This is a genomic window from Pantoea sp. FN0305, from assembly GCF_050113845.1.
Taxonomy (GTDB): domain Bacteria; phylum Pseudomonadota; class Gammaproteobacteria; order Enterobacterales; family Enterobacteriaceae; genus Mixta; species Mixta alhagi.
This window is the reverse complement of record NZ_JBNJSN010000008.1, coordinates 18,392-40,193: the sequence shown is the minus strand read 5'-3', so window position 1 is coordinate 40,193 and position 21,802 is coordinate 18,392. Positions and strand designations below refer to the sequence as shown.

Annotated in this window: 21 protein-coding genes; 5 read left to right on the top strand and 16 right to left on the bottom strand. The window is 53.4% G+C overall.

What is annotated here, in order from left to right:
* Window positions 1–31 precede the first annotated feature (31 nt).
* On the bottom strand, window positions 32–679 hold the full coding sequence (gene gpmB / locus ACQE3Y_RS15930; protein ID WP_426974419.1) for a 2,3-diphosphoglycerate-dependent phosphoglycerate mutase GpmB: 648 nt from the start codon (window positions 677–679) through the stop codon (window positions 32–34).
* Between the two features lie 51 nt (window positions 680–730).
* On the opposite strand from gpmB, the gene yjjX reads away from it, so the two are divergent.
* Window positions 731–1,267 (top strand): inosine/xanthosine triphosphatase, encoded by a 537-nt coding sequence (gene yjjX / locus ACQE3Y_RS15925; protein WP_085068069.1) that lies wholly within the window; start codon window positions 731–733, stop codon window positions 1,265–1,267.
* A 6-nt stretch (window positions 1,268–1,273) separates the two neighbouring features.
* On the opposite strand, the gene trpR is transcribed toward yjjX, so the two are convergent.
* Window positions 1,274–1,594 carry a trp operon repressor gene (trpR, locus tag ACQE3Y_RS15920; protein ID WP_426974418.1) on the bottom strand — a complete coding sequence of 107 codons (321 nt, stop codon included), beginning with the start codon at window positions 1,592–1,594 and terminating at the stop codon, window positions 1,274–1,276.
* 44 nt (window positions 1,595–1,638) lie between these two features.
* The gene (gene sltY, locus ACQE3Y_RS15915; RefSeq protein WP_426982065.1) at window positions 1,639–3,573 is read right to left on the bottom strand and encodes a murein transglycosylase; all 1,935 of its coding nucleotides are present in this window, start codon (window positions 3,571–3,573) and stop codon (window positions 1,639–1,641) included.
* 196 nt (window positions 3,574–3,769) lie between these two features.
* Here sltY and deoR point away from each other — a divergent pair, with 196 nt between their 5' ends.
* Together deoR and ettA are read left to right on the top strand one after the other, a co-directional pair.
* Window positions 3,770–4,534, top strand: coding sequence for a DNA-binding transcriptional repressor DeoR (gene deoR / locus ACQE3Y_RS15910; protein WP_426974415.1), 765 nt, complete (start codon window positions 3,770–3,772; stop codon window positions 4,532–4,534).
* A gap of 136 nt (window positions 4,535–4,670) precedes the next feature.
* Complete coding sequence (ettA, locus tag ACQE3Y_RS15905; protein ID WP_250651771.1) at window positions 4,671–6,338, top strand: energy-dependent translational throttle protein EttA; 1,668 nt, start codon at window positions 4,671–4,673, stop codon at window positions 6,336–6,338.
* Between the two features lie 30 nt (window positions 6,339–6,368).
* Here the strand turns inward: ettA and ACQE3Y_RS15900 are convergent, their stop codons facing one another.
* Entirely contained in the window at window positions 6,369–7,265 is an 897-nt protein-coding gene (locus tag ACQE3Y_RS15900) for a LysR family transcriptional regulator (RefSeq protein ID WP_426974414.1), read from the bottom strand.
* 95 nt (window positions 7,266–7,360) lie between these two features.
* Between ACQE3Y_RS15900 and ACQE3Y_RS15895 the strand changes: the two genes are divergently transcribed.
* Window positions 7,361–8,362, top strand: coding sequence for a zinc-binding alcohol dehydrogenase family protein (locus ACQE3Y_RS15895; protein WP_426974413.1), 1,002 nt, complete (start codon window positions 7,361–7,363; stop codon window positions 8,360–8,362).
* 352 nt (window positions 8,363–8,714) lie between these two features.
* On the opposite strand, the gene ACQE3Y_RS15890 is transcribed toward ACQE3Y_RS15895, so the two are convergent.
* The 4 genes from ACQE3Y_RS15890 to serB form a co-directional block, all read right to left on the bottom strand.
* A complete protein-coding gene (locus ACQE3Y_RS15890) occupies window positions 8,715–9,623 on the bottom strand; it encodes a LysR family transcriptional regulator (RefSeq protein WP_250651769.1) in 909 nt (302 codons plus the stop codon).
* A 619-nt stretch (window positions 9,624–10,242) separates the two neighbouring features.
* Window positions 10,243–11,475 carry a multifunctional transcriptional regulator/nicotinamide-nucleotide adenylyltransferase/ribosylnicotinamide kinase NadR gene (gene nadR / locus ACQE3Y_RS15885; protein WP_426974412.1) on the bottom strand — a complete coding sequence of 411 codons (1,233 nt, stop codon included), beginning with the start codon at window positions 11,473–11,475 and terminating at the stop codon, window positions 10,243–10,245.
* A gap of 63 nt (window positions 11,476–11,538) precedes the next feature.
* Complete coding sequence (gene radA, locus ACQE3Y_RS15880; protein ID WP_250651767.1) at window positions 11,539–12,921, bottom strand: DNA repair protein RadA; 1,383 nt, start codon at window positions 12,919–12,921, stop codon at window positions 11,539–11,541.
* A 13-nt stretch (window positions 12,922–12,934) separates the two neighbouring features.
* The gene (serB, locus tag ACQE3Y_RS15875; protein WP_426982064.1) at window positions 12,935–13,912 is read right to left on the bottom strand and encodes a phosphoserine phosphatase; all 978 of its coding nucleotides are present in this window, start codon (window positions 13,910–13,912) and stop codon (window positions 12,935–12,937) included.
* A gap of 180 nt (window positions 13,913–14,092) precedes the next feature.
* On the opposite strand from serB, the gene ACQE3Y_RS15870 reads away from it, so the two are divergent.
* On the top strand, window positions 14,093–14,758 hold the full coding sequence (locus tag ACQE3Y_RS15870; RefSeq protein ID WP_426974410.1) for a YtjB family periplasmic protein: 666 nt from the start codon (window positions 14,093–14,095) through the stop codon (window positions 14,756–14,758).
* 107 nt (window positions 14,759–14,865) lie between these two features.
* On the opposite strand, the gene deoD is transcribed toward ACQE3Y_RS15870, so the two are convergent.
* From deoD to osmY, 8 genes are all read right to left on the bottom strand, one after another.
* A complete protein-coding gene (gene deoD / locus ACQE3Y_RS15865; protein WP_250651765.1) occupies window positions 14,866–15,585 on the bottom strand; it encodes a purine-nucleoside phosphorylase in 720 nt (239 codons plus the stop codon).
* Window positions 15,586–15,651: 66 nt separating this feature from the next.
* The gene (gene deoB / locus ACQE3Y_RS15860) at window positions 15,652–16,875 is read right to left on the bottom strand and encodes a phosphopentomutase (RefSeq protein ID WP_426982063.1); all 1,224 of its coding nucleotides are present in this window, start codon (window positions 16,873–16,875) and stop codon (window positions 15,652–15,654) included.
* A 181-nt stretch (window positions 16,876–17,056) separates the two neighbouring features.
* Window positions 17,057–18,379, bottom strand: coding sequence for a thymidine phosphorylase (gene deoA, locus ACQE3Y_RS15855; RefSeq protein ID WP_426982062.1), 1,323 nt, complete (start codon window positions 18,377–18,379; stop codon window positions 17,057–17,059).
* Window positions 18,380–18,488: 109 nt separating this feature from the next.
* Window positions 18,489–19,268, bottom strand: a complete 780-nt coding sequence (gene deoC / locus ACQE3Y_RS15850) for a deoxyribose-phosphate aldolase (protein WP_426982061.1) — start codon at window positions 19,266–19,268, stop codon at window positions 18,489–18,491.
* A 350-nt stretch (window positions 19,269–19,618) separates the two neighbouring features.
* Window positions 19,619–20,392 carry a TatD family hydrolase gene (locus tag ACQE3Y_RS15845; RefSeq protein WP_426982060.1) on the bottom strand — a complete coding sequence of 258 codons (774 nt, stop codon included), beginning with the start codon at window positions 20,390–20,392 and terminating at the stop codon, window positions 19,619–19,621.
* Window positions 20,393–20,621: 229 nt separating this feature from the next.
* The gene (locus tag ACQE3Y_RS15840; protein WP_250651761.1) at window positions 20,622–20,810 is read right to left on the bottom strand and encodes a CsbD family protein; all 189 of its coding nucleotides are present in this window, start codon (window positions 20,808–20,810) and stop codon (window positions 20,622–20,624) included.
* A 47-nt stretch (window positions 20,811–20,857) separates the two neighbouring features.
* A complete protein-coding gene (locus ACQE3Y_RS15835; protein ID WP_003856556.1) occupies window positions 20,858–21,019 on the bottom strand; it encodes a DUF1328 domain-containing protein in 162 nt (53 codons plus the stop codon).
* A gap of 134 nt (window positions 21,020–21,153) precedes the next feature.
* A complete protein-coding gene (gene osmY, locus ACQE3Y_RS15830) occupies window positions 21,154–21,768 on the bottom strand; it encodes a molecular chaperone OsmY (protein ID WP_426982059.1) in 615 nt (204 codons plus the stop codon).
* Between the last annotated feature and the right edge of the window lie 34 nt (window positions 21,769–21,802).

The following is a 21,802-nucleotide window of genomic DNA, read 5'->3' as shown; positions in this document are numbered from 1 at the left end:
CATTTCGGGCCCGCATTGCGGGCCCGTTTGTTTAGCGCTGCAGTTCATCCAGCGCGGGCAGATCGAGATGCGAAATATCGCCTGCGGTTTCCACTACCCAGCCGCTTGCCAGCCAGGCGCTTTGCTGATGATCGACGCGTGAAAGCGAACAGTTACGCAGCCGCAGCCGCCGTTCCGCATGTGCAGGCAATCCCAATAGTGTGCTGACCAGCACGCCCAGCGCCATGCCATGACTCACCAGCAGCGGACGACTTCCCGCTGGCAGCTCCAGGCAGGCATTCAGCGCCTGATGCATGCGCTCCGCCAGTTCCGTCATACTTTCGCCTTCCGGAATACGGCCATTTTCCGTCCCGTTAACTAACGTACGCCGCCAGCCCTCTTCTTCAGCGCTCAACGTATCGATCGGACGCTGTTCCAGCACGCCCATATTCAGTTCTCGCAATCGTGCGTCAAGCGTAACGCTACAGCCGCAAATGTCTGCGATAATTTCCGCAGTACGACGCGTGCGCCCTAAATCACTGCTGATAACGTGGGTGATCCCCAGCGACTTCACCCGCTCGCCAACCTGACGAGCCTGCCGCTCTCCTTTTTCAGTCAGTGCGCTATCCGACTGCCCCTGAATGCGCCTGGCCGCGTTCCAAACTGTTTCCCCGTGGCGAACAAGATAGACCTGTAACATGCTTTTTTTCCGTTATACTGCGTCAAAATTGCGTAGAAGGTTCAGATAATTATGTACCATGTTGTCGCTGCTACCACCAATCCGGCCAAAATTAGTGCTATCTCTCAGGCATTTCATGATGTCTTCGGCGAGGGATCCTGCCACATTGAGGGCGTTGCGGTCGACAGCGGCGTAGCCGCTCAGCCGTTAACGAATGCAGAAACGCGAACTGGCGCACGCCAGCGGGTGATGAACGCACGTAAGGTCAGGCCTGAAGCCGATTTCTGGGTCGCGATTGAAGCGGGTATTGAAGGCAACGACGCTTTTGCATGGATGGTGGTGGAAGATCACAAACAACGCGGTGAATCCCGCTCGGCCAGTTTTACTTTGCCTGCGCCTGTCATGGCGGGCATCCATGCCGGTCACGAACTGGGTGAAGAGATGGCGCGCCTTACCGGCATTGACAATATCAAGCACAAAGGCGGAGCGATTGGCGTGTTTACTCAGGGTTTGCTGACGCGTAGCAGCGTCTACCATCAGGCGTTAATTCTGGCACTTTGCCCCTTCCATAACGCTATCTATCAGCAGCCGCTTTCCCCGCCGCAGTAAGCCGTATCATTTCACGGATAGCTGCACGTCCAGCCAGGCCTTTAACGCAGGCGGCGCGGCGCGCAGGCTGTTGGAACCACGCGTAATTGTCGCAATACCCACGCCAAGATCGTTTTTCAGCTCACGCTGGCTCATCTCGCCGCGTAACAGCTCCTCAATAATGCGCAGACGTGTGCCAAATGCTTCGCGCTCGTCTGGCGTCATCATCAATTGCAGCAGCGGCAATTGTAAATCCTGCCGGAACGCCTCCTCTAACAGGCTAACAAAACGTAGCCAGTTTTCATCCTGCGGCTCGGCAGTGATCGGGATTGGGGAATGTGGAGTCATGAAATTCTTCCGTACTCATTGGCGAGTACGGAAGAGTAACATATTCAGTAGCGACGCTGCCACTCGGCATCAGAGAGAAGTTTATCCGGCTGCCCCAGGAAATAGCGATAGTAAGCGTCATAGGCGAGTACGTTTTTCACATAGCCGCGCGTTTCTGAAAAAGGAATGGTTTCAATAAAAGCCACCGCATCCAGCTGACCGTTACTGATGCGCTGCCAGGTGCGTACCCTGCCCGGCCCGGCATTATACGCCGCCGAAGAGAAGATACGGTTCTGGTCAAATTGCTGATAAACATGATCCAGATACTGAGTACCGATCTGAATATTGGTTTGCGGATCCAATAGCTGGCTGCTGTTTACATAGCCCGGAATGCTGTACATCTTCACCGTATGGGTCGCGGTAGCGGGCATCACCTGCATTAATCCAGCTGCGCCCACCGGCGAACGCGCTTTAGGATTCCATGCGCTCTCCTGCCGGGCAATAGCCATCGCGTAGCTTGGCGGTATGGTTTTACCACGCGTGTTTTGCGTGAACTGCTCCTGCCACGCCAGCGGGAAGCGCTCGGTGAGATTATTCCACAGCTTGCCGGTTATCGTGGCCTGCACGCTCAGATCCCACCAGCCATGGTTCAGCGCGTAACGCGCCAGCATTTGCTGTTGCGATGCGGTTTTGCTGGCAACCAGTCGGTTCCATTCGCTCCGCGCAAGGTTATCCATTCCCCAATACATCAGCTCACGCACGCGTGCGATTTCCGGGCCGTTATCAAGCGTGCTATCCGGACGTGGCGCTTCATCTACCCGCAGCGGATATTTCTCTCCCAGACGCTGCGCGGCTACCATCGGATAGAAGCCGCGTTCCTGCATAAGCTTACGCAGGATCTCCTCCGCTTCCTCTTTGCGTCCACGCTCCAGCAGCAGATCCGCCTGCCAGTATTGCCACTCATCTTTCTGCTTCGCGTCAGGATCCAGCCGCGCAATCCAGGTGTTTAATCCACGCCGATCGTTATTACTTAATGCCAGACGAATACGGCGTTCCAGCAGCGACACCGAACCGCTGCTCATTACCGTGTTATCACGCCAGCGCGCCTGTTCGGATGTGACCTCTCTGCTCATTAACTGCCATGCCACCGCCTCCTTCATCTCCTGGATTTCCTGCTCGCTCATCTGCTGTAAGCGTGCCAGCCCAGGGATCATCGCGCGCGCATTCTCCCCATCTTCACGCGCCAGTCGCGCCAGCGCTAATGAGGTTGCCTGTCGGGTAAAGTTTGTTGGCCCAACGCTGCGGGCGAATGCTTCTACCGTGGCGGGATCGTTTTGCAGCGCCATGATGGCGTCGGCCATGGTTTGGTAATTGGAGGGCAGCTGTTTAGCAAGGAAATTAACCAGGCTGGTATTGCCTGCGATCATTGCCAGGCGGATACGCTCCAGCGTGGTAATTGGCGTTTGTTCACCCGCGGCTTGCCAGACAGAAAAAAGTTTGTCGCAGCCGCTTGGCAGCGAGCTTCCACGCAGCCAGATTGTCTTCGCCCCTTCCCAGGCAACCTGTTGCTGCCCGGTTGCCCATTTAGCGTAATACCAGTTGCAGCGAGCAGCGACTGGCTGCGGCTCCTGCGGGCTAAATACCAGCAGACCGCGCCAGTCCTCACGGCGCGCCAGCTCATTAACAAAGCGTGACGACAGCGTGCGCACCGGCGGCAACGTGGGATAACGTTTAATAAAAGCGTTAACCGCCAGGCCGGTTTCCTGATCGAGATGCTGCGACAGCTGGCGATATTCCAGATAAGGATAAAGCGGATAATCTTTCAGCGTGGGCATCAGCTGCGCCACCACATCCATCTGATTATTATCCCATGCCTGTTTGATTTGCTGGTAGCGGCTGCGCTGTTCATCCAGCGAATCCGCCAATACGCTGCCGCTGGCGGCAAGCAGGCATAAACCAGCTAACCAGTAACGCCCCCTCTCCTTGCTGTGAGTCACCACACGCTCTCCTCTTACTGTTATCCGATCCGGCCGGATGGCCTGGCTCTCTTCATGCTAACCAGGCGGTTGGCGTCGTGCCACGTTCTTCACAAAATTTACTTTCTGGTCGGGGATCACAGTGACCGCCAGGCAGCGGCTGACGCTTCACTTTTTTAGCGTTAACATAAGGAGAAACAGACCAACAGGGAACGCGATAATGGAAACCCGGCGCGACGAGCGAATTAATAAACTGGCGCAGGCGCTCAAGCGCATCGATAAAATTCATTTGAAAGAGGCGGCGCGGCTGTTAGGCGTTTCAGAAATGACGATTCGTCGCGATCTTAACGAGCCGCCCTCCAGCCTGGTTTTACTCGGCGGTTATATTGTGAGCGATCCGCGAAATGCGCACGGGCACTATTTTGTTTCCGATCAGCAACTGCATAACGTCAATAAAAAACGCCAGCTGGCACAGCGGGCGGCCAGCCTGATTAAACCTAACGATACGGTTTTTTTCGACTGTGGCACCACTATGCCGTGGGTGATCGATGCGATAGATGAAGGCTTGCCCTTTACCGCAGTCTGCTGCGCCATTAATACCTTTCTGGCGCTTAAGGAAAAAAGCGCCTGTCGCGTTATTCTCAGCGGCGGCGAGTTTCATCCTGACAACGCGGTGTTTTCTCCGCACGGCAACCTCTCTATTCTGGATGAGATCTGCCCTACGCTGGCGTTTATTTCCGCTGCCGGTATCGACCCACAACAGGGCGTCACCTGCTACAACTTCAATGAGTTACCCATGAAGCTTCGGGCGATGGCACGCGCGCAGCGCAAGGTGTTGCTGGCTGACAGCAGCAAGTTTAATAAGGTTCTGCCGGCGCGCATTGGCGAGCTGGATCAGTTTGATATGCTGATCAGTGACAGCGCGCCGCCGCAAGCGCTGGCTGAGCACCTGCAACAGCAGGCGGTTACGCTGCTGCTGCCCTGAAAAGATCCTGGCACCTGCCAGGCAAACAATCGCCCAGGATGATGGCTGTGATTAAGCAAGGAAAACCGCTAAACTTGCAGTTCTGAGCGGGCGATGTGCCCCGATTACCACACAGACCATAAGAGGCTCATTTCACGTGGCTCAATTCGTCTACAGCATGCATCGCGTCGGAAAAGTTGTTCCGCCGAAGCGTCATATTCTTAAGAACATCTCCCTTAGCTTTTTCCCGGGCGCAAAAATCGGCGTACTGGGCTTAAACGGCGCGGGTAAATCTACGCTGCTGCGCATTATGGCGGGCATCGATAAAGACATCGAAGGCGAGGCGCGTCCGCAGCCTGGCATCAAAATCGGCTACCTGCCGCAGGAGCCGCAGCTCAATCCGGAACATACCGTACGTGAATCGGTAGAAGAAGCGGTAGCTGAAGTGGTTGGCGCGCTGAAGCGTCTCGATGAGGTTTACGCGCTGTACGCCGAACCGGAAGCCGATTTTGACAAGCTGGCCGCTGAACAGGGCAAGCTGGAAGAGATTATTCAGGCACACGATGGCCATAACCTGAACGTGCAGCTGGAGCGCGCCGCTGATGCGCTGCGCCTGCCGGACTGGGAGGCTAAAGTGGCCAATCTCTCCGGTGGTGAGCGCCGCCGCGTGGCACTGTGCCGTCTGCTGCTGGAAAAGCCGGACATGCTGCTGCTCGACGAACCCACCAACCACCTGGATGCTGAATCTGTCGCCTGGCTGGAGCGCTTCCTGCATGATTTCGAAGGCACGGTAGTGGCTATCACCCATGACCGTTATTTCCTGGATAACGTCGCAGGCTGGATCCTGGAGCTGGACCGTGGCGAAGGCATTCCATGGGAAGGCAACTACTCTTCCTGGCTGGAGCAGAAAGATCAGCGTCTGGCGCAGGAAGCTTCTCAGGAAGCGGCGCGTCGTAAATCGATTGAGAAAGAGCTGGAGTGGGTACGTCAGGGCGCGAAAGGCCGTCAGTCAAAGGGCAAAGCCCGTCTGGCGCGCTTTGAAGAGCTGAACAGCACCGAATACCAGAAACGTAACGAAACCAACGAACTCTTTATTCCACCGGGTCCGCGCCTGGGCGATAAAGTGGTGGAAGTGAACAACCTGCGTAAATCGTACGGCGATCGTCTGCTGATTGACGATCTCTCTTTCTCCGTGCCGAAAGGCGCAATTGTCGGGATTATCGGTCCGAACGGCGCGGGTAAATCCACACTGTTTCGTATGATGTCCGGTCAGGAACAGCCGGACAGCGGCAGCATCACGCTTGGCGATACGGTGAAACTGGCCTCTGTGGATCAGTTCCGTGACAGCATGGATAATTCAAAAACCGTCTGGGAAGAAGTTTCCGGCGGGCTGGATATCATGAAGATCGGCAATACCGAAATGCCAAGCCGCGCCTACGTGGGCCGTTTTAACTTTAAAGGCGTCGATCAGGGCAAACGCGTTGGCGAGCTTTCCGGTGGTGAGCGCGGTCGTCTGCACCTGGCAAAACTGTTGCAGGTCGGCGGCAACATGCTACTGCTGGATGAACCAACCAACGACCTGGACATCGAAACCCTGCGCGCGCTGGAAAACGCCCTGCTGGAGTTCCCGGGCTGCGCGATGGTGATCTCGCATGACCGCTGGTTCCTTGACCGTATCGCCACCCATATTCTCGACTATCAGGGCGAGGGTAAGGTGGAGTTCTTTGAAGGTAACTTTACCGAATACGAAGAGTACAAGAAGCGTACCCTCGGTGCGGAAGCGCTGGAGCCGAAACGCATCAAATACAAGCGTATGGCGAAGTAAATCTGAAAGCGGCCTGCGGGCCGCTTTTTATTAGCGATAAAACGCCCGAAACGCCGTGCTTTGCTGGGCGAAGTCGATAAAGCGCGCCAGCGCAGGTGAATTCAGCTTGCGCCCCGGCCAGACCAGCCACAGCTCATTCCCTTCCGTTTCCCACTCCGGCAGAACCTGCACCAACTCTCCACTGGCAATCGCGGCTTCCGTCAGAAAACGCGGCAATAGCGTAATGCCAGCATCGTTGATAGCGCATTCGCGCGCATAAAGCAGGTTATCCGTTAAATGCATAGAGGGCAGCAGCCAGCGATAGTGCTCTTCTTCACGGCGCAGCAACCACTCTTTCCAGGCTCGGTGGGCGATACAGCGATGCGTCGCCAGCTGTTGCGGATGCGTGATCGGCGGATTTTTTGTCAGGTAGTTTGCTGAAGCAACCAGTAGCCGCTGACAAAGTCCAACACGTCGGCCGATGAGCGACGAATCCTGCGGCTTGCCGGTACGCAGCGCCAGATCGAATCCTTCCTGCACCAGGTCGCGCATATCATCAGACACCGACACTTCCAGCGTAACGTCCGGATAGCGCTGCTGGAACTCAGCGTTACAGCGCGCCAGCAGCGTCGCCCCAATACCGGCGGGCGTGGTGATCCGCAATCGGCCGCTTGGGTTGTCGCGCAGGCGCTCAATAGCCAGATCTGCACGTTCGCTGGCCTGTATCATCTCCTGACAGTGAATAAGATAGCGTTCACCTGCGAAGGTCAGGTTGAGCTGGCGCGTTGTGCGATTAAGCAAACGCAAACCTATCGCCTGTTCCAGCTGGCTAATGCGCTGGCTGACGCTCGATTTTGGCAGACCGGCGCGCCGGGCAGCGGCAGTAAAGCTTCCGCTTTCAGCCACCAGCGCAAACAGCGCCATATCCTGTAACCGCTTTAACGCCATTGTTCACCTGTTACGAACACTGTATGAGTTATTGTCCATCTTATCACTGTTGCTCTGGCCTATTACACTGACTCCATCAACTAAGGAGAAATCATATGACTATGCGTGCTATTGCTGTTAATCCTCAAAACCCGGCGCAGTTCACAGAAATTCAGTCGGAAAAACCCACTCCTGGCGAGTACGATCTGCTGGTGGAAGTTAAAGCCGTATCAATCAACCCGGTCGATACCAAAGTGCATAAAGGCGTACAGAAGAGCGGTCTGCAACAGCCGCGTATTCTGGGATGGGATGCCAGCGCAGTAGTGGTTGAGACAGGCAGTAAGGTGACGCAGTTTGCGCCCGGAGACGAGGTTTACTACGCGGGCGATATTACACGTCCGGGAAGCAACAGTACCTTTCAGCTGGTAGATGCGCGCATTGTGGGCCGTAAACCGCAGAGTCTTGACTGGGGCGCAGCGGCAGCCATCCCGCTAACGGCATTAACCGCCTGGGAAGGCCTGTTTGAGCACCTGCGTATACAGCAAGCAACCGAAGAGCAAACCCTGCTGATTATCGGCGGCGCTGGCGGCGTGGGCTCGCTGGCCATCCCCTTTACCAAACTGCACAGCAAAGTTCGGGTCATCGCTACCGCCTCACGTCCTGATTCGGTGCAATGGTGTAAAGAGCGCGGGGCTGATATCGTGATCAACTATAAAAATATGCCGGAGGAGCTGGAGCAGCACGGTATCAAACAGGTGGATTATATTTTCTGTCTGAACGATACCGACGGTCACTGGGATACCATCGGCAAGCTGATTGCGCCGCAGGGCCAGATCTGCACCATTGTTGAGAATGCGCATCCGCTGGATATGGAACAGTTGAAACTCAAAAGCGCGGCGTTGCACTGGGAATTTATGTTCACCCGCAGCATGTATCAAACGCCGGATATGGCTCGTCAGGGTGAGATCCTTAACGAAGTGGCTCAGCTGCTGGATGCAGGAAAAGTAGAGAGTACGCAGAACGAAACGTTACACGGATTAAGTGTTGAAACACTTACTCAGGCACATGCGCGTGTCCTTGAAGGACATATGCGTGGCAAAGTAGTTATTACTTACTGATTGCCGCTGTTCTGCTGCATTAATAGTGCAAAACGTTAAATGTTTCATTAAAAAAGTAAGTGAATCGTAGAGATTAAAAAACGCCCCTGAATCGGGGCGTTCATTTGCGTTAAATAGTTATTATTTTAAGTGATTTCGAAACCGTTTCCTTAACCTGTTTCAGCCCAACCCATTTTACTCCCGCCACCCTATTGCGCAGTTAAATAATGCTAACAGATAATATCTGTATTACCTCTGGTTAAATTTAACTGATGATATTTTTGTTTACTGTTTCGCCATAGATAATTTCTAACAAAAATAAAGACAGCTTTCTTAGACTGTTATTTTTAATAAACCTGCTCTGCTGCTGAGGTTAGAAATCGAGCAAATCTTTCGAGATATCACGCAGCCATTTATGAGAAGAGCAGTTATGATAGCGAGGATGCCATGCCTGAATAATACGCACTTTCGGCAAATCAAAATCGGGCTTAAAAAAGTCCACATCAAGGTTCATTCGCTGTAAAACATCAACAACATACATCGGAACGATACCCAGACTGCGAGTTTGAATAATATTTTCGATAATAGGCAGGTATCCTGCGCTGATACCATGAATTTTGCGTTTATAGCCGCGCTCGCGATAAAGGCTTTCCATCTCTTCTTTCAGCCTGTTTTTGGGCACGATAAGAATAAACTCTTTTAGGTTTTTCAAAGACTTTTCCATCAGAAAAACAGGATGGTCTTTGGTGGCTATCAATACGCATTCACTGTGGCCGATAGTTCGTATCTTCACCTCCGGGCTGAGGCTTTTATCCTCCCCGATATAGAGATCAATATCTTCGCTGCGCAGCACACAGGATGTCGCGTTGTCATAGTTAAAATTAAAGATGTGGTTGGTATTCTCCTGAATGCTTTTTTTCATCAATTTATAGCTAAGCTTAGACATCAGGATATCATTGGTAACGATGTTAAAAGAGCGTGGCAGCTCTTTGCCGTTGAGCTCAATATTTTGGTGCAGAACATTTTGGATATTATCCAGCAGCTCTCTAAGCTGAGGTTTAAGGCGTACCGCTAATGGCGTCAGCTCCAGACTCATGCCAGAACGAACCAAAAGCTGATCCTGAAAGGTGTCTCTGATTTTATTCAATGATTTACTAATTGCGGGCGGAGTCACATTAAGTTTGTCCGCCGTTTTGCTGACACTTTTTTCGTTAAGCAAAGTATCCAGGATAGGCAGCAGGTTTAAATCCATTCTTACCAAATGATTAATATCTTTATGCATATTTTACACTCCCTTGATTCTTCCCGGTTATCTCTGCGCCCAAAATATAAAATTACAGGCTGATTTCACCCTGAAGATAATGTACATGATGCCGTCTCGCATAGAATGACTTCAAAAAATCCACGAACCTGTAACGCTATTAACAACTCCAATTAAAGCAATCCAAATAAAGTAACCTGTTTTCCAAAAGCCGAGAAAGCCACTGTATAGTTAACAATACATGTACTGTGTCTTCATATAATGAAAAGGAAAATTAATATATACAGGCACCTTAGTTAATGAAACCCTGACAATATATAAGCTATGTCTCAAGTTGCCGCTATAATTTCACCCTCCATATCAAGTCAATTTCAGTTTAGCCAATAGCTTAAATAAATAACCTGAGGTTAATTATAAAAATAAACATTAAAATCAACAAGTTAAAGCAAAAAATGCATAAATACTTTCTATTAAGCGTGATAATTCATGGCTTCTTTTAAAGAAACCCTTAAATTAAACTGCAAAAAGTTAGCCTGCCTTATTAAATAACTAAGCTGATTTACTTCGGGAGAGATAACAATGAGAACATTCCGAATAAAATGGCTGACGGTATAATATCGCCATCAGCCGCCCTGCCTTTTTACTTTCCGTTTTCCAGCATATTTCTTACCAGTTCAACACAACGCAGAAAACGTTGGTCATAACTGTCTTCAGTAACATGCTCATATTTTATTTGATTTTCATCTAACATTTTGATTAACAATTCCTGAAACTCACGTCGATCGACGGAGCTACCCAGACTGCGCAGGCCATCTGCGACCCAGGGCACATTGTTTTCCAGCAGGATGACTAAATCGAAACGGTATTCGTCAATCAGCGCCTGTACAAACGGGTGTTCACGCCCTTCGTACTTTTTACAAAATGCCTGGGTAGTCACAAAATCGGTATCGATAAAGGCGACCTTGTTGGCATATTTCACTGCAAAATCAATATACTGCGCCTGCCCTAACGCAATTTTGTCATAGTCGGAATACTGCAACGCCATCTCATCTCCGCCAAGATGCGAGAATACGTAATCCCGTCCATACTCCCAGGCGCTGGAAGTATTAAAAATATTAGCCAGCTTATTCACTAATACTGATTTACCGCTCGATTCCCCGCCCAGTATCGCAACGGTACGTACGAAAAAAGGTTTTACTTCGGTAGGGATATACTCCCAGTATCGAAAAGGATTCTGGCGAATTTGCGCGCCGCTGATATTCATAAAAGAGCGCTGCGGATCGATCACGATGGTTTCAATGCCCAGATGCTCGCGATACTGCGGCGCGTCCAACTCTTCGCTGGTATACACACAGCCTGGCTCAATTCCCTTTTCCGCCATAAAGGCCGTAATGCCCCGACTCCAGACATCCCAACCGTGCGGATAAGGCTCCATCCCCTCTTCATTAAAGGCATGAATGCGAATATTTTTTTGATATTTAAACGTCTGCAAGAGCCAGCGCAGGCGATCGCTAACGGTGGGCTGCTGTGACATGGCGCTGTTTTCAAACAGCTGGCGATCGCGCGGTTCATCATGTCCCATAATAATATGCAGCTCATCAACCTGGCTGCAGGCGCGCTGAATCAGATAAATATGGCCGGTGTGCAGAGGATAGAACTTGCCGAACACCACGCCAATGGTTTTCTCGCGGCGGGGAAATTCCAGACCCAGAAAGCGATGCAGCGCCTCCAGCTTTTGCGCGCTGGGGCTTTTGATTTTGGCATTGAGCAACTGGCTCAGGTAGCCTTTCGTCATTCCGCTGGCGTCTGCAACCTGCTGCAACGTATGTCCCTGCTGGCGAATGGCGGTTTTTAAATATTCGAATGATGACATAATGCCTCCTGCAAAAAGGGGTGGGCAGTGCCCACCCCAACGACAGGTTAACCTGCGCTAAAATTATAACTCATCCAGGATCGCCAGCGCGTCAGCCAGCTTTTTCACCGGGTAAACTTTCATGTTCTCCAGCGCCTTTTTCGGCGCATTAGCCGCCGGGACAATAGCGCGTTTAAACCCATGCTTAGCGGCCTCGGAAATACGCTCCTGACCGCTCGGCACCGGACGAATTTCACCGGCTAACCCCACCTCGCCGAAAATCACCAGATCGTTGGGCAAGGGCCGATCGCGCAGGCTGGAAACCATCGCCAGCATCAATGCCAGATCGGCGCTGGTTTCTGTAACCTTTACCCCGCCGACAACATTAACAAACACATCCTGATCGGCCATCTGTAACCCGCCATGACGATGCAGTACCGCCAGCAGGATCGCCAGGCGATTCTGTTCCAACCCTACCGCAACGCGACGTGGGTTAGACATCATTGAATGATCCACCAACGCCTGGATCTCTACCAGCAGCGGACGCGTGCCTTCCCAGACTACCATCACCGAACTCCCGGCGGTAATCTCATCGCCGCGCGACAGAAAAATCGCCGAGGGATTGCTGACTTCACGCATGCCCTGCTCGGTCATGGCAAACACGCCCAGTTCGTTCACCGCGCCAAAGCGGTTTTTATGGCTGCGCAGCGTGCGGAAACGGGAATCCGCGTCGCCGTCCAACAGCACTGAACAGTCGATGCAGTGTTCCAGTACTTTGGGACCAGCCAGGGAGCCATCTTTGGTGACATGCCCAACCATCACAATCGCTACGCCGCGCGTTTTGGCAAAGCGCGTTAAATAAGCTGCGGTTTCGCGCACCTGCGCCACGCTGCCCGGCGAAGACTGAATATCCGCCATGTGCATCACCTGAATAGAGTCGATCACCATCAGCTTCGGCTGTTCCTGCTCGGCAATCATGCAGATCTGCTCAATGCTGGTTTCCGACAGCATATTCAGGTTCTCGGTAGGCAAACCAAGACGATGCGCGCGCATGGCAACCTGCTGCAGGGACTCTTCGCCGGTGACATACAGTGTTTTCATATCCACTGACAGCTTGCACAACGTTTGCAGCAGCAGCGTACTTTTCCCGGCGCCGGGATTGCCGCCAATCAGAATAGCGCTGCCGGGGACTACGCCGCCGCCCAGTACGCGATCGAACTCTTTAAAACCGGTTGAGAAGCGCGGCAACGCTTCCAGGCTAATTTCTGACAGCTTCTGCACGCGGCTGACGCCGGCGGTGCCGGAGTAGCCAGACAGACGCTCATTACGCGCCGCAGCCGGCGAGGCCGCCAGCCGCACTTCGGTGATGGTATTCCAGGCGTGACAGGCGCTACATTGCCCCTGCCAACGCGGATAGTCTGCGCCACATTCGTTGCAGACAAAGGCACGTTTTACCGCTTTAGCCAACTCAGTTCCTCAATTATCGCGTCTCGTGATGCAGGCTGCCGCTGAGGATGCAAAATACGCCCATCAGATCGGCATGCCGAATCGTCACTTCAGTTTGTTCATTAACTTTCGGCTTGGCATGGTAGGCGATGCCTAACCCGGAAGCCTTAATCATCAGTAAATCGTTAGCGCCATCGCCAATCGCTACCGTTTGTTCAACGGGGATATCAAAACGCTGCGCCAGCTTCGCCAGCATATCGGCCTTATACTTCGCATCCACTACCGGGCCAATAACCTCACCGGTAAATTTACCGTCACGGATCTCCAGCTCGTTGGCAGCGATAGCGGCAAGATGCAGCCGGTCACGCAAATATTCGGCAAAGTAAGTGAAGCCGCCAGAAGCGATAGCTACCTGCCAGCCTAACGCCTGCAGCTTCTGCACCAGTGTGCTTAACCCTGGCATTAACGGCAGCGTATCACGCACCTGCTTCAGTATATTGGCGTCAGCGCCTTTCAGCGTAGCCACGCGCTGACGCAGGCTGGCAGTAAAATCCAGTTCGCCGCGCATCGCGCGCTCGGTCACCTCGGCCACCTGCTCGCCGCACCCCGCCAGACGCGCAATCTCATCGATACATTCGATCTGAATCGCGGTGGAATCCATATCCATTACCAGCAGGCCCGGCGCTTTCAGATAAGGAATTTTACCCAGCGACGCTACGTCCAGTCCCCGTTCGTGAGCCAGACGCGCCGCACGCGGCGTCAGCGAGCCCGCCAGACGGATCACCTGATAATCATCCACGCTCCAGGCGCTGACAATCACCATCGCGGCACCCAGCTGGTGTTGATAAGCCGTCAGCGAATCTTTATCCAGCTGATGCCCGTAAAGCAGCCAGCCGGTACGCCCGGCACGATAATCCAGCGGCATCACTTCGTCACCGCTCAGTGAAAGAGGCAAGCCCGGCCAGAGAGAAACATCGGAAGGCAGGTCGCACCAGGTCAAACGATTAGGCATTACAGCTCCTGTCGGAAAGATGATCGGCTGCCGCCATCAAAGGACGTTCTGTTTGACATCCGTGCCGGGCCACAGCCTGTAGAGAAAACCTCGCAAGAGGCTACCCTGTCAGCCGCGCTTCTGGCAACATAAAGTCGCAAAAACAGACTACCGTTTGTTGATTACGTTTTAAGGTTGCCAATGGCTAAATCCAGGCTCAAATTCCGTCTGCACCACACAGCGATTGTGCTGATCTGTCTGACGCTGCTGGTCGTCCTGATGCAGGGCGCTTCATGGTTCAGTCTGGGCCATCAAATGGCGCGCTCTGAACAGGTAGAAGATCTGGCGCGCACCCTGACACGTCAGGTTGCATTTACGCTTACGCCGCTTATGGACAGCCCGGACGATAACCGCACACAAATCGCCGCCATTCTCAAACAGATGACGGATAACAGCCGTATCCTCGACGCCTCGGTTTATGACAGCGAAGGTTCGCTGGTTGCGCGCAGCGGCGAAGGCATCAGCGTGCGCGATCGTCTGGCGCTGGATGGCAAACGCGCGGGCAGCTACTTTAACCATCAGCTGGTGCAGCCGCTGGAAAACAGCGACGGCCCGCAGGGCTTTTTACGCGTCACGCTGGACACGCATGTGCTGGTAACCGAAGCGAAGCAGGTGGATAACACCACCAATATTCTGCGCCTGATGATGCTGCTGGCGCTGGCTATCGGCATTATTCTTACCCGTACGCTGTTGCGCGATCGCCGTACCCGCTGGCAACAATCCCCTTTTCTGCTGACCGCCAGCACGCCGGTTAAAGAAGATGATGACGAATCTGATGAGGCGTCAGACGAGGCTAGAAAAAGCTGAGGCGTAGCGTTGTCGGCAGGGGCAAGGCGCTGAAGAAAGCGTAATACAGAAGGCGCAGACGGGCGGAAGAAAATAACCGGACGAGGCAGCCTCGTCCGGTAAATCAGTCAGGCTTTGTCGCCCAACAGTACCGACTCCAGCGCGATTTTAACCATATCGCCGAAGGTGGTTTGACGTTCCGCCGCCGTGGTCTGTTCATGCGTGCGGATATGGTCGGAAACGGTACAGATGGTCAGCGCTTTCGCGCCAAACTCTGCCGCCACGCCATAGATGCCCGCCGCTTCCATTTCCACGCCGAGAATGCCATATTTTTCCATAACGTCGAACATTTGCGGGTCCGGCGTATAGAACAGGTCGGCAGAGAAAATATTGCCTACGCGCGCCTCAATACCCAGTGCTTTCGCCGCGTCTGCCGCGTTACGCACCATGTCAAAATCGGCGATTGCTGCAAAATCGTGATCCTTGAAGCGCATACGGTTCACTTTAGAATCGGTGCAGGCGCCCATGCCGATAACCACGTCGCGCAGTTTCACATCGGCACGTACCGCGCCGCAGGAACCCACACGAATGATTTTTTTCACGCCGAACTCAGTGATCAGCTCTTTTGCGTAGATGGAGCAGGATGGAATGCCCATACCGTGACCCATAACGGAAATGCGACGACCTTTATAGGTGCCGGTGTAACCCAGCATACCGCGCACGTTGTTCACTTCTACCGCGTCTTCCAGAAAGGTTTCCGCGATATGTTTAGCACGCAGCGGATCGCCCGGCATCAGCACCACGTCCGCGAAATCACCCATCTCAGCATTAATATGAGGCGTAGCCATTGTCGTTATTCCTTGAAAAAATGAAACACGCCAGCCCGGCGGCTGGCGTTAAATGAAAGCCGCGTATTACAGCATGCTTTTGCCATATTCCATATCGGAAAGGCCGAAGTATTTTGCTACCGTCTGCCCGATATCGGCAAAGGTATCGCGTCCGCCAAGGAAGCCCGGTTTAACGCCTGGGCCATAGATCAGAATCGGGATATGCTCACGGGTATGATCGGTGCCGTGCCAGGTGGGATCACAACCGTGATCGGCGGTGAGGATCAGAATATCGCCCTCTTTTACCTGCGCCATCAGCTCTGGCAGACGGCGGTCAAACAGCTCCAGGCCACCCGCATAACCGGCAACGTCGCGACGATGTCCCCAGGCGGAGTCGAAATCCACAAAGTTGGTGAAGACGATGGCGTTATCCGGCGCCTGCGCCATCTCTTTAACCGTGGCATCAAACAGCGCATCAAGGCCGGTCGCTTTGATCTTTTTGGTAATGCCGACGTGCGCGTAGATATCGGCGATTTTACCCACCGAGATCACCTCACCCTGCTTCTCTTCCACCAGCTTTTTCAGGATGGTGGGTGACGGCGGCTCAACGGCTAAGTCGTGACGATTGCCGGTACGTTCGAAGTTTCCGGCTTTATCGCCGACAAACGGACGCGCAATCACGCGACCAATGTTGTAATCACCTTTATCCAGCTCTTCACGGGCGATTTCACACAGATCGTACAGGCGTTGCAGGCCGAATGTCTCTTCATGACAGGCAATCTGGAATACCGAGTCGGCAGAGGTATAGAAAATCGGCTTGCCGGTTTTCATATGCTCTTCACCCAGTTTATCCAGAATCACCGTCCCGGAAGAGTGGCAGTTGCCGAGATAACCCGGAAGTCCGGCACGCTCCACCAGTTTATCCAGCAGCGCCTGCGGGAAACTGTTTTCCGTATCGCTGAAATAACCCCAGTCAAACAGCACCGGTACGCCAGCGATTTCCCAGTGGCCTGACGGCGTATCCTTACCGGAAGAGAGCTCCTGCGCCCAGGCATACGCGCCAATGATCTCCGCCTGCGGATCCAGGCCCGGCGGGAAGGTGCCGGTAGAGGCTTCCGCCGCTTTTCCCAGCCCTAACGCGGTCAGGTTCGGCAGATGCAGCGGCCCCTGACGCCCTTTATCCGCCTCGCCGTTGAAGCAGGCCTGCGCAATATGACCCAGCGTGTCTGAGCCTTTATCACCATATTTTTCAGCGTCTTTACTGGCACCGATCCCAAAGGAATCCAGCACCATGATAAATGCACGTTTCATGTTACTCTCCTGCGCTTACGCGCGATGAGAAAAATAAAAAAGCGATCAGAACAGTATGCCGTCTATACCTGTGGTACTTCAAGCCGCAGATGCGTAGGCTGCGCTCATCATTCCGGTCAGTGAGACCTTCAGGCTTTCAGGTTCCCCTTGCCGCCTTCCTGCTGCATGAGATAGTCGGGCGTTAGCTGCTAATTCTGCGATAGATAACCGGCGTTGCAGCAGGTTGACTGTCACCAAGCTTAACCGCCGCTTTGACCGCCTGTGCCGCTTCCTGCCAGCTGGCCTCGCTGGCGGCATGGATCACCGCCAGTGGACGTTCCGCGTCTACGCGATCGCCCAGCTGCACCATCTCATTCAGGCCTACGCTGTAATCGATGCTGTCGCTGGCGCGACGACGTCCACCGCCCAATGCCACGACCGCCAGGCCAAGCGCGCGGGTATCCATTTCATTAACGATACCAGGCGCATCGGCATACACCGCCTTGCTCAGCATCGGGGCCGGCAGGTAGCTGTCCATCCTTTCAATAAAGTCTGTCGGGCCTTTTTGCGCCGCCACCATACGCGCAAATACCTCAGCGGCGCTGCCGTTATCCAGCACTTTCTGCAACTGCTGTCGGGCCGAGGCATCGTCCTGCGCCAGGCCACCGGAAATTAACATTTCACTGCAGAGCGCCAGCGTCACTTCCAGCAAACGCGGATTGCGATAACTGCCGGTAAGGAACTGAACCGCTTCACGCACTTCCAGCGCGTTTCCGGCACTGGAAGCCAGCACCTGATTCATATCCGTCAGCAGCGCGGTGGTTTTACAACCCGCGCCGTTGGCCACGCCCACGATCGCCTGCGCCAGCTGCTCTGACAGTTCAAAAGTCGGCATAAAAGCACCGGACCCCACTTTCACATCCATCACCAGCGCATCCAGCCCTTCGGCCAGCTTTTTCGCCAGGATCGAGGCGGTGATCAGCGGAATAGAGTCGACCGTTGCGGTAATGTCGCGCGTGGCATAAAAACGCTTATCCGCCGGTGCCAGCGAATTGGTTTGGCCGATAATGGCAACGCCGGTCTGTTTAATAATTTCCCGGAAACGGCTATCGCTGGGGAAAATATCAAAGCCGGGGATCGCTTCCAGCTTATCCAGCGTGCCGCCGGTATGACCCAGGCCGCGCCCGGAGATCATCGGCACATAGCCGCCGCAGGCCGCGATCATCGGCCCCAGCATTAGCGAAGTCACATCGCCCACGCCGCCGGTAGAATGCTTATCCACCACCGGGCCGTTTAAATTCAATGATTTCCATGACAGCACCGCGCCGGAATCACGCATCGCCATGGTCAGCGCCACACGTTCCGGCAGCGTCATATCATGGAAAAAGATCGCCATCGCCAGCGCGGCGATCTGCCCTTCTGATACGCTGTTATCACGAACCCCGTTAATAAAGAAGCGGATCTCTTCTTCACTCAGCGCATGGCCGTCACGTTTTTTTCGAATAATTTCTTGTGGTAAAAACAAGGTAACCCCCTGTTTAACGGATCAATAAATCAGGCCTGGTGTCCCGATCCAACGGTGCAGAAAAATTATTTTTAGCGGACGGCAGGCGCCCGCTATGGTGAAAGGAAACTCAGTAGCTGCTGGTGCTGCGCGCGCTTTCATAGCCCGCCGCGTTCAACAGGCTTGCCAACAGGCTGGAGGCACCGAAACGGAAATGACGCGCGTCCGCCCAACCGCTGTCCAGAATGTCATCAGCAAGCTGCAGATAGAGCGTCGCATCTTCTGCGGTACGCACGCCGCCCGCAGGCTTAAAGCCAACGCGATCCTGTACCCCTTTATCACGGATCACTTCCATCATGATTTTTGCCACTTCTGGCGTGGCGTTTACCGGCACCTTACCGGTAGAGGTTTTGATAAAGTCAGCGCCCGCATCGATAGCGATTTCAGAAGCCTGACGGATTAGCGCTTCCTCTTTCAGTTCGCCGGTTTCAATGATCACTTTCAGTAATACACTGGCCGCCGCGCAGGCTTCCTTGCATGCCTTGACCAGTTTAAAGCCGGTTTCGCTATCGCCAGCCATCAATGTGCGATAGGGAAAAACCACATCCACTTCATCCGCGCCATAGGCAATGGCCGCGCGCGTTTCCGCCAGCGCGATCTCAATATCGTCATTGCCGTGCGGGAAATTGGTCACGGTAGCGATACGAATATCGGGCGTGCCCTGCTCACGCAGCGTTTTACGTGCGATGGGAATAAAACGGGGATAGATACAGATGGCGGCAGTATTGCCTGCCGGGGATTTAGCCTGCTGACACAGCGCAATCACTTTGGCGTCGGTGTCATCATCGTTAAGGGTGGTTAAATCCATGAGTTTCAGCGCACGCAGCGCGGCAGCGGTTACATCAGTCATAATGCTCTCCAGAAAGATTCAGTGAGCCTCCGCCAGTGGAAGACTCAACACGAGGTCTTGGTTCCTTGAAGAGGGTTGAGATCCATCTCACCTTGCCAGCGATGCTGATTCGCTTTGATGTTACGATTTTAACATCACGGGCAAACTCTTTATTGTGCGTAAGCTCACATTTAATTAAGAAACGCTACCATCAAGTCTACATTTGATGTGACGTCTATCGCATTAAAAGCGCCACAGCCGCAGGCCGGAAGCGCTTTATGCGCGCTATCATACCGCAGAAGCGCAAATGTGAGAATTATCACATTCGCGCTTTACCTGTTCTTAAGATCCCTTGTGATGCGGTCGTCTTGTTAACATAGCTGAAACAGTTTCTCACTGTTACTGGCAAGGGTGGCCGCGATCTCTTCCGGCGCTTCCTGACGCAGCTCGCATAATGTTTGCCATACCTTTACCACTTGCTCTGGCCGATTGGGCTGGCCCTGAAAGCCGTTCAACGGCATATCAGGCGCATCGGTTTCCAACAGCAGCGCTTCAAGCGGGAGCTGCGCAATGGTATTGCGCGTTTTGCTGGCACGGGGATAGGTAATGGTGCCGCCTACGCCGATAGCATAACCGGCAGCAATAAACGCCTGCGCCTGCTGCACGCTTCCGGCAAAGCCATGTACCACGCCACGGCGCGGCACCTCGATACGTCGCAGGTGCTGCGCCAGTTTGTCATGCGTGCGCCGGGAATGCAGGATCACGGGAAGATCGTATTTCCGTGCCAGCCGCAGCTGCGCATCCAGAAAATATTGCTGGCGATCGAACTGAGGATCTTCCATATAGAGATCCAGCCCGATCTCACCGATCGCCACCAGTTTTGCGGATCGCTGACGTAGCTGCTGCTCCAGCTGCTCCAGCGCCGCATCATTGTGCTGCTGAATCACAATGGGATGCAGTCCCAGCGCGGCATAAAGCGGTGCATGCTGGCGTGCCAGCTGTAACACCCGAGCAAAGCGTGTAGCCTCCACCGCCGGAACGATAATTTTCTCTACGCCTGCCTGAGCGGCGCGTGACAGGCTTTCCTCCTCGTGCCCGGTAAACGGAGGAAAATCGAAGTGGCAGTGGGTATCAATAAATCTCACGTCAGCGCTCCTCAACATATCTTAGAGATTATTCTGCGCTATTTTATTTGCCGCTGCATTGCAGGATACGTAACGCGGCCTTTTATTCTGGAATGGCAGAATAGTAGCGTAAAAGAGGTGTTTCAGAGGGGGAGGAACAAACAGGTGACGGGGTTAGCCGCGCAGAGACAGAGAAATAACAGAGGCCGGCACCGCCCTCTACAAAGAAAGCGGGCCAGCTTATAGCAGATCAGCGCAGGGATTTATCGTTTGTGGCATCGTCGTGCTGCTCACGCCCGTAATCTTCCTGCAAAATACCGGAGAGCCAGTCATTGTTTCCTGCCATCCAGGCGTCGTCGTTATCAAACCACTCCGCCCACATTAGCGCCATCTGGCCTTTCCATTGTTTCCATTTGCCTGCAACGATGTCGCTATTCATGACTGGTCTCCGCTAAATTCACTGGATCTGTCTGTTTAGCTGGTTACCTAGGGTCGACGACGACCGGTAAACAGGCTGACGAGGAACAGAATGATACCGACCACGAAGACAATCTTAGCTGCCCATGCGGCTGTACCAGCCAGACCGCCGAAGCCTAATGCCGCCGCGATCAATGCAATTACCAGAAAGATAATACCCCAACGAAACATAAGCCTCTCCTTTACCATAGTTAAAATCGAACTGCTTAGCTCAGCCAATTCATGGACAGTAAACCCATGAACTTTATTTTTTTAACGGGTTAGCTGCGGCACAGACGCCAGAGGTTGACCGTGCCGCAAAAACATTAAGGTTTAACCGTCAGGTCATTCTTAACGCTTTTTACGCCTTCAATAGCTTTGGCGATACTTTCCGCACGTTCTGACTGTGCTTGTTTTTCTACCGTACCAGAAAGCTGGACCACGCCGTTGGTGGTTTCAACTTTAACGTTCCGGGACGGTACAATGTCATCCGCTAATAGCTTAGCTTTGATTTCGCTGGTTGTAGCGGCATCACCTGCATAACCGCTAACTGACTGTTTTTCGCTGTCTCTGACGTGTAGTTTATCGCTGACGGATTTTACGCCCTCAACTTTCTTCACCAGTGCCACAGCCTTTTCAGCCTGATCCTGCGAAGAAACGAAACCGCTCAGGGTCACAACGCCCTTCTGAGTTTCTACTGAGATATCCGTACTTTTAATCGTTTCGTCATCTACCAGCGCAGCTTTCGCTTTAGCGGTGATGGCGCTGTCATCCATAAAACCATCGACTTTTTTCATAGAACTATCGATTGTGGACCCTGCGCTATCCGCGGCATTCTGCGTTTTCTGTGATACAGATTCATCTGCCAGAGCAGAGCCGCTCAGCAGCGCAGAACCCACCATCACAGCCATCAGAGTCTTGGTAATCTTAGTCTTGTTCATCGATATCTTCCTTCTTATACGTTATTCCACTCAC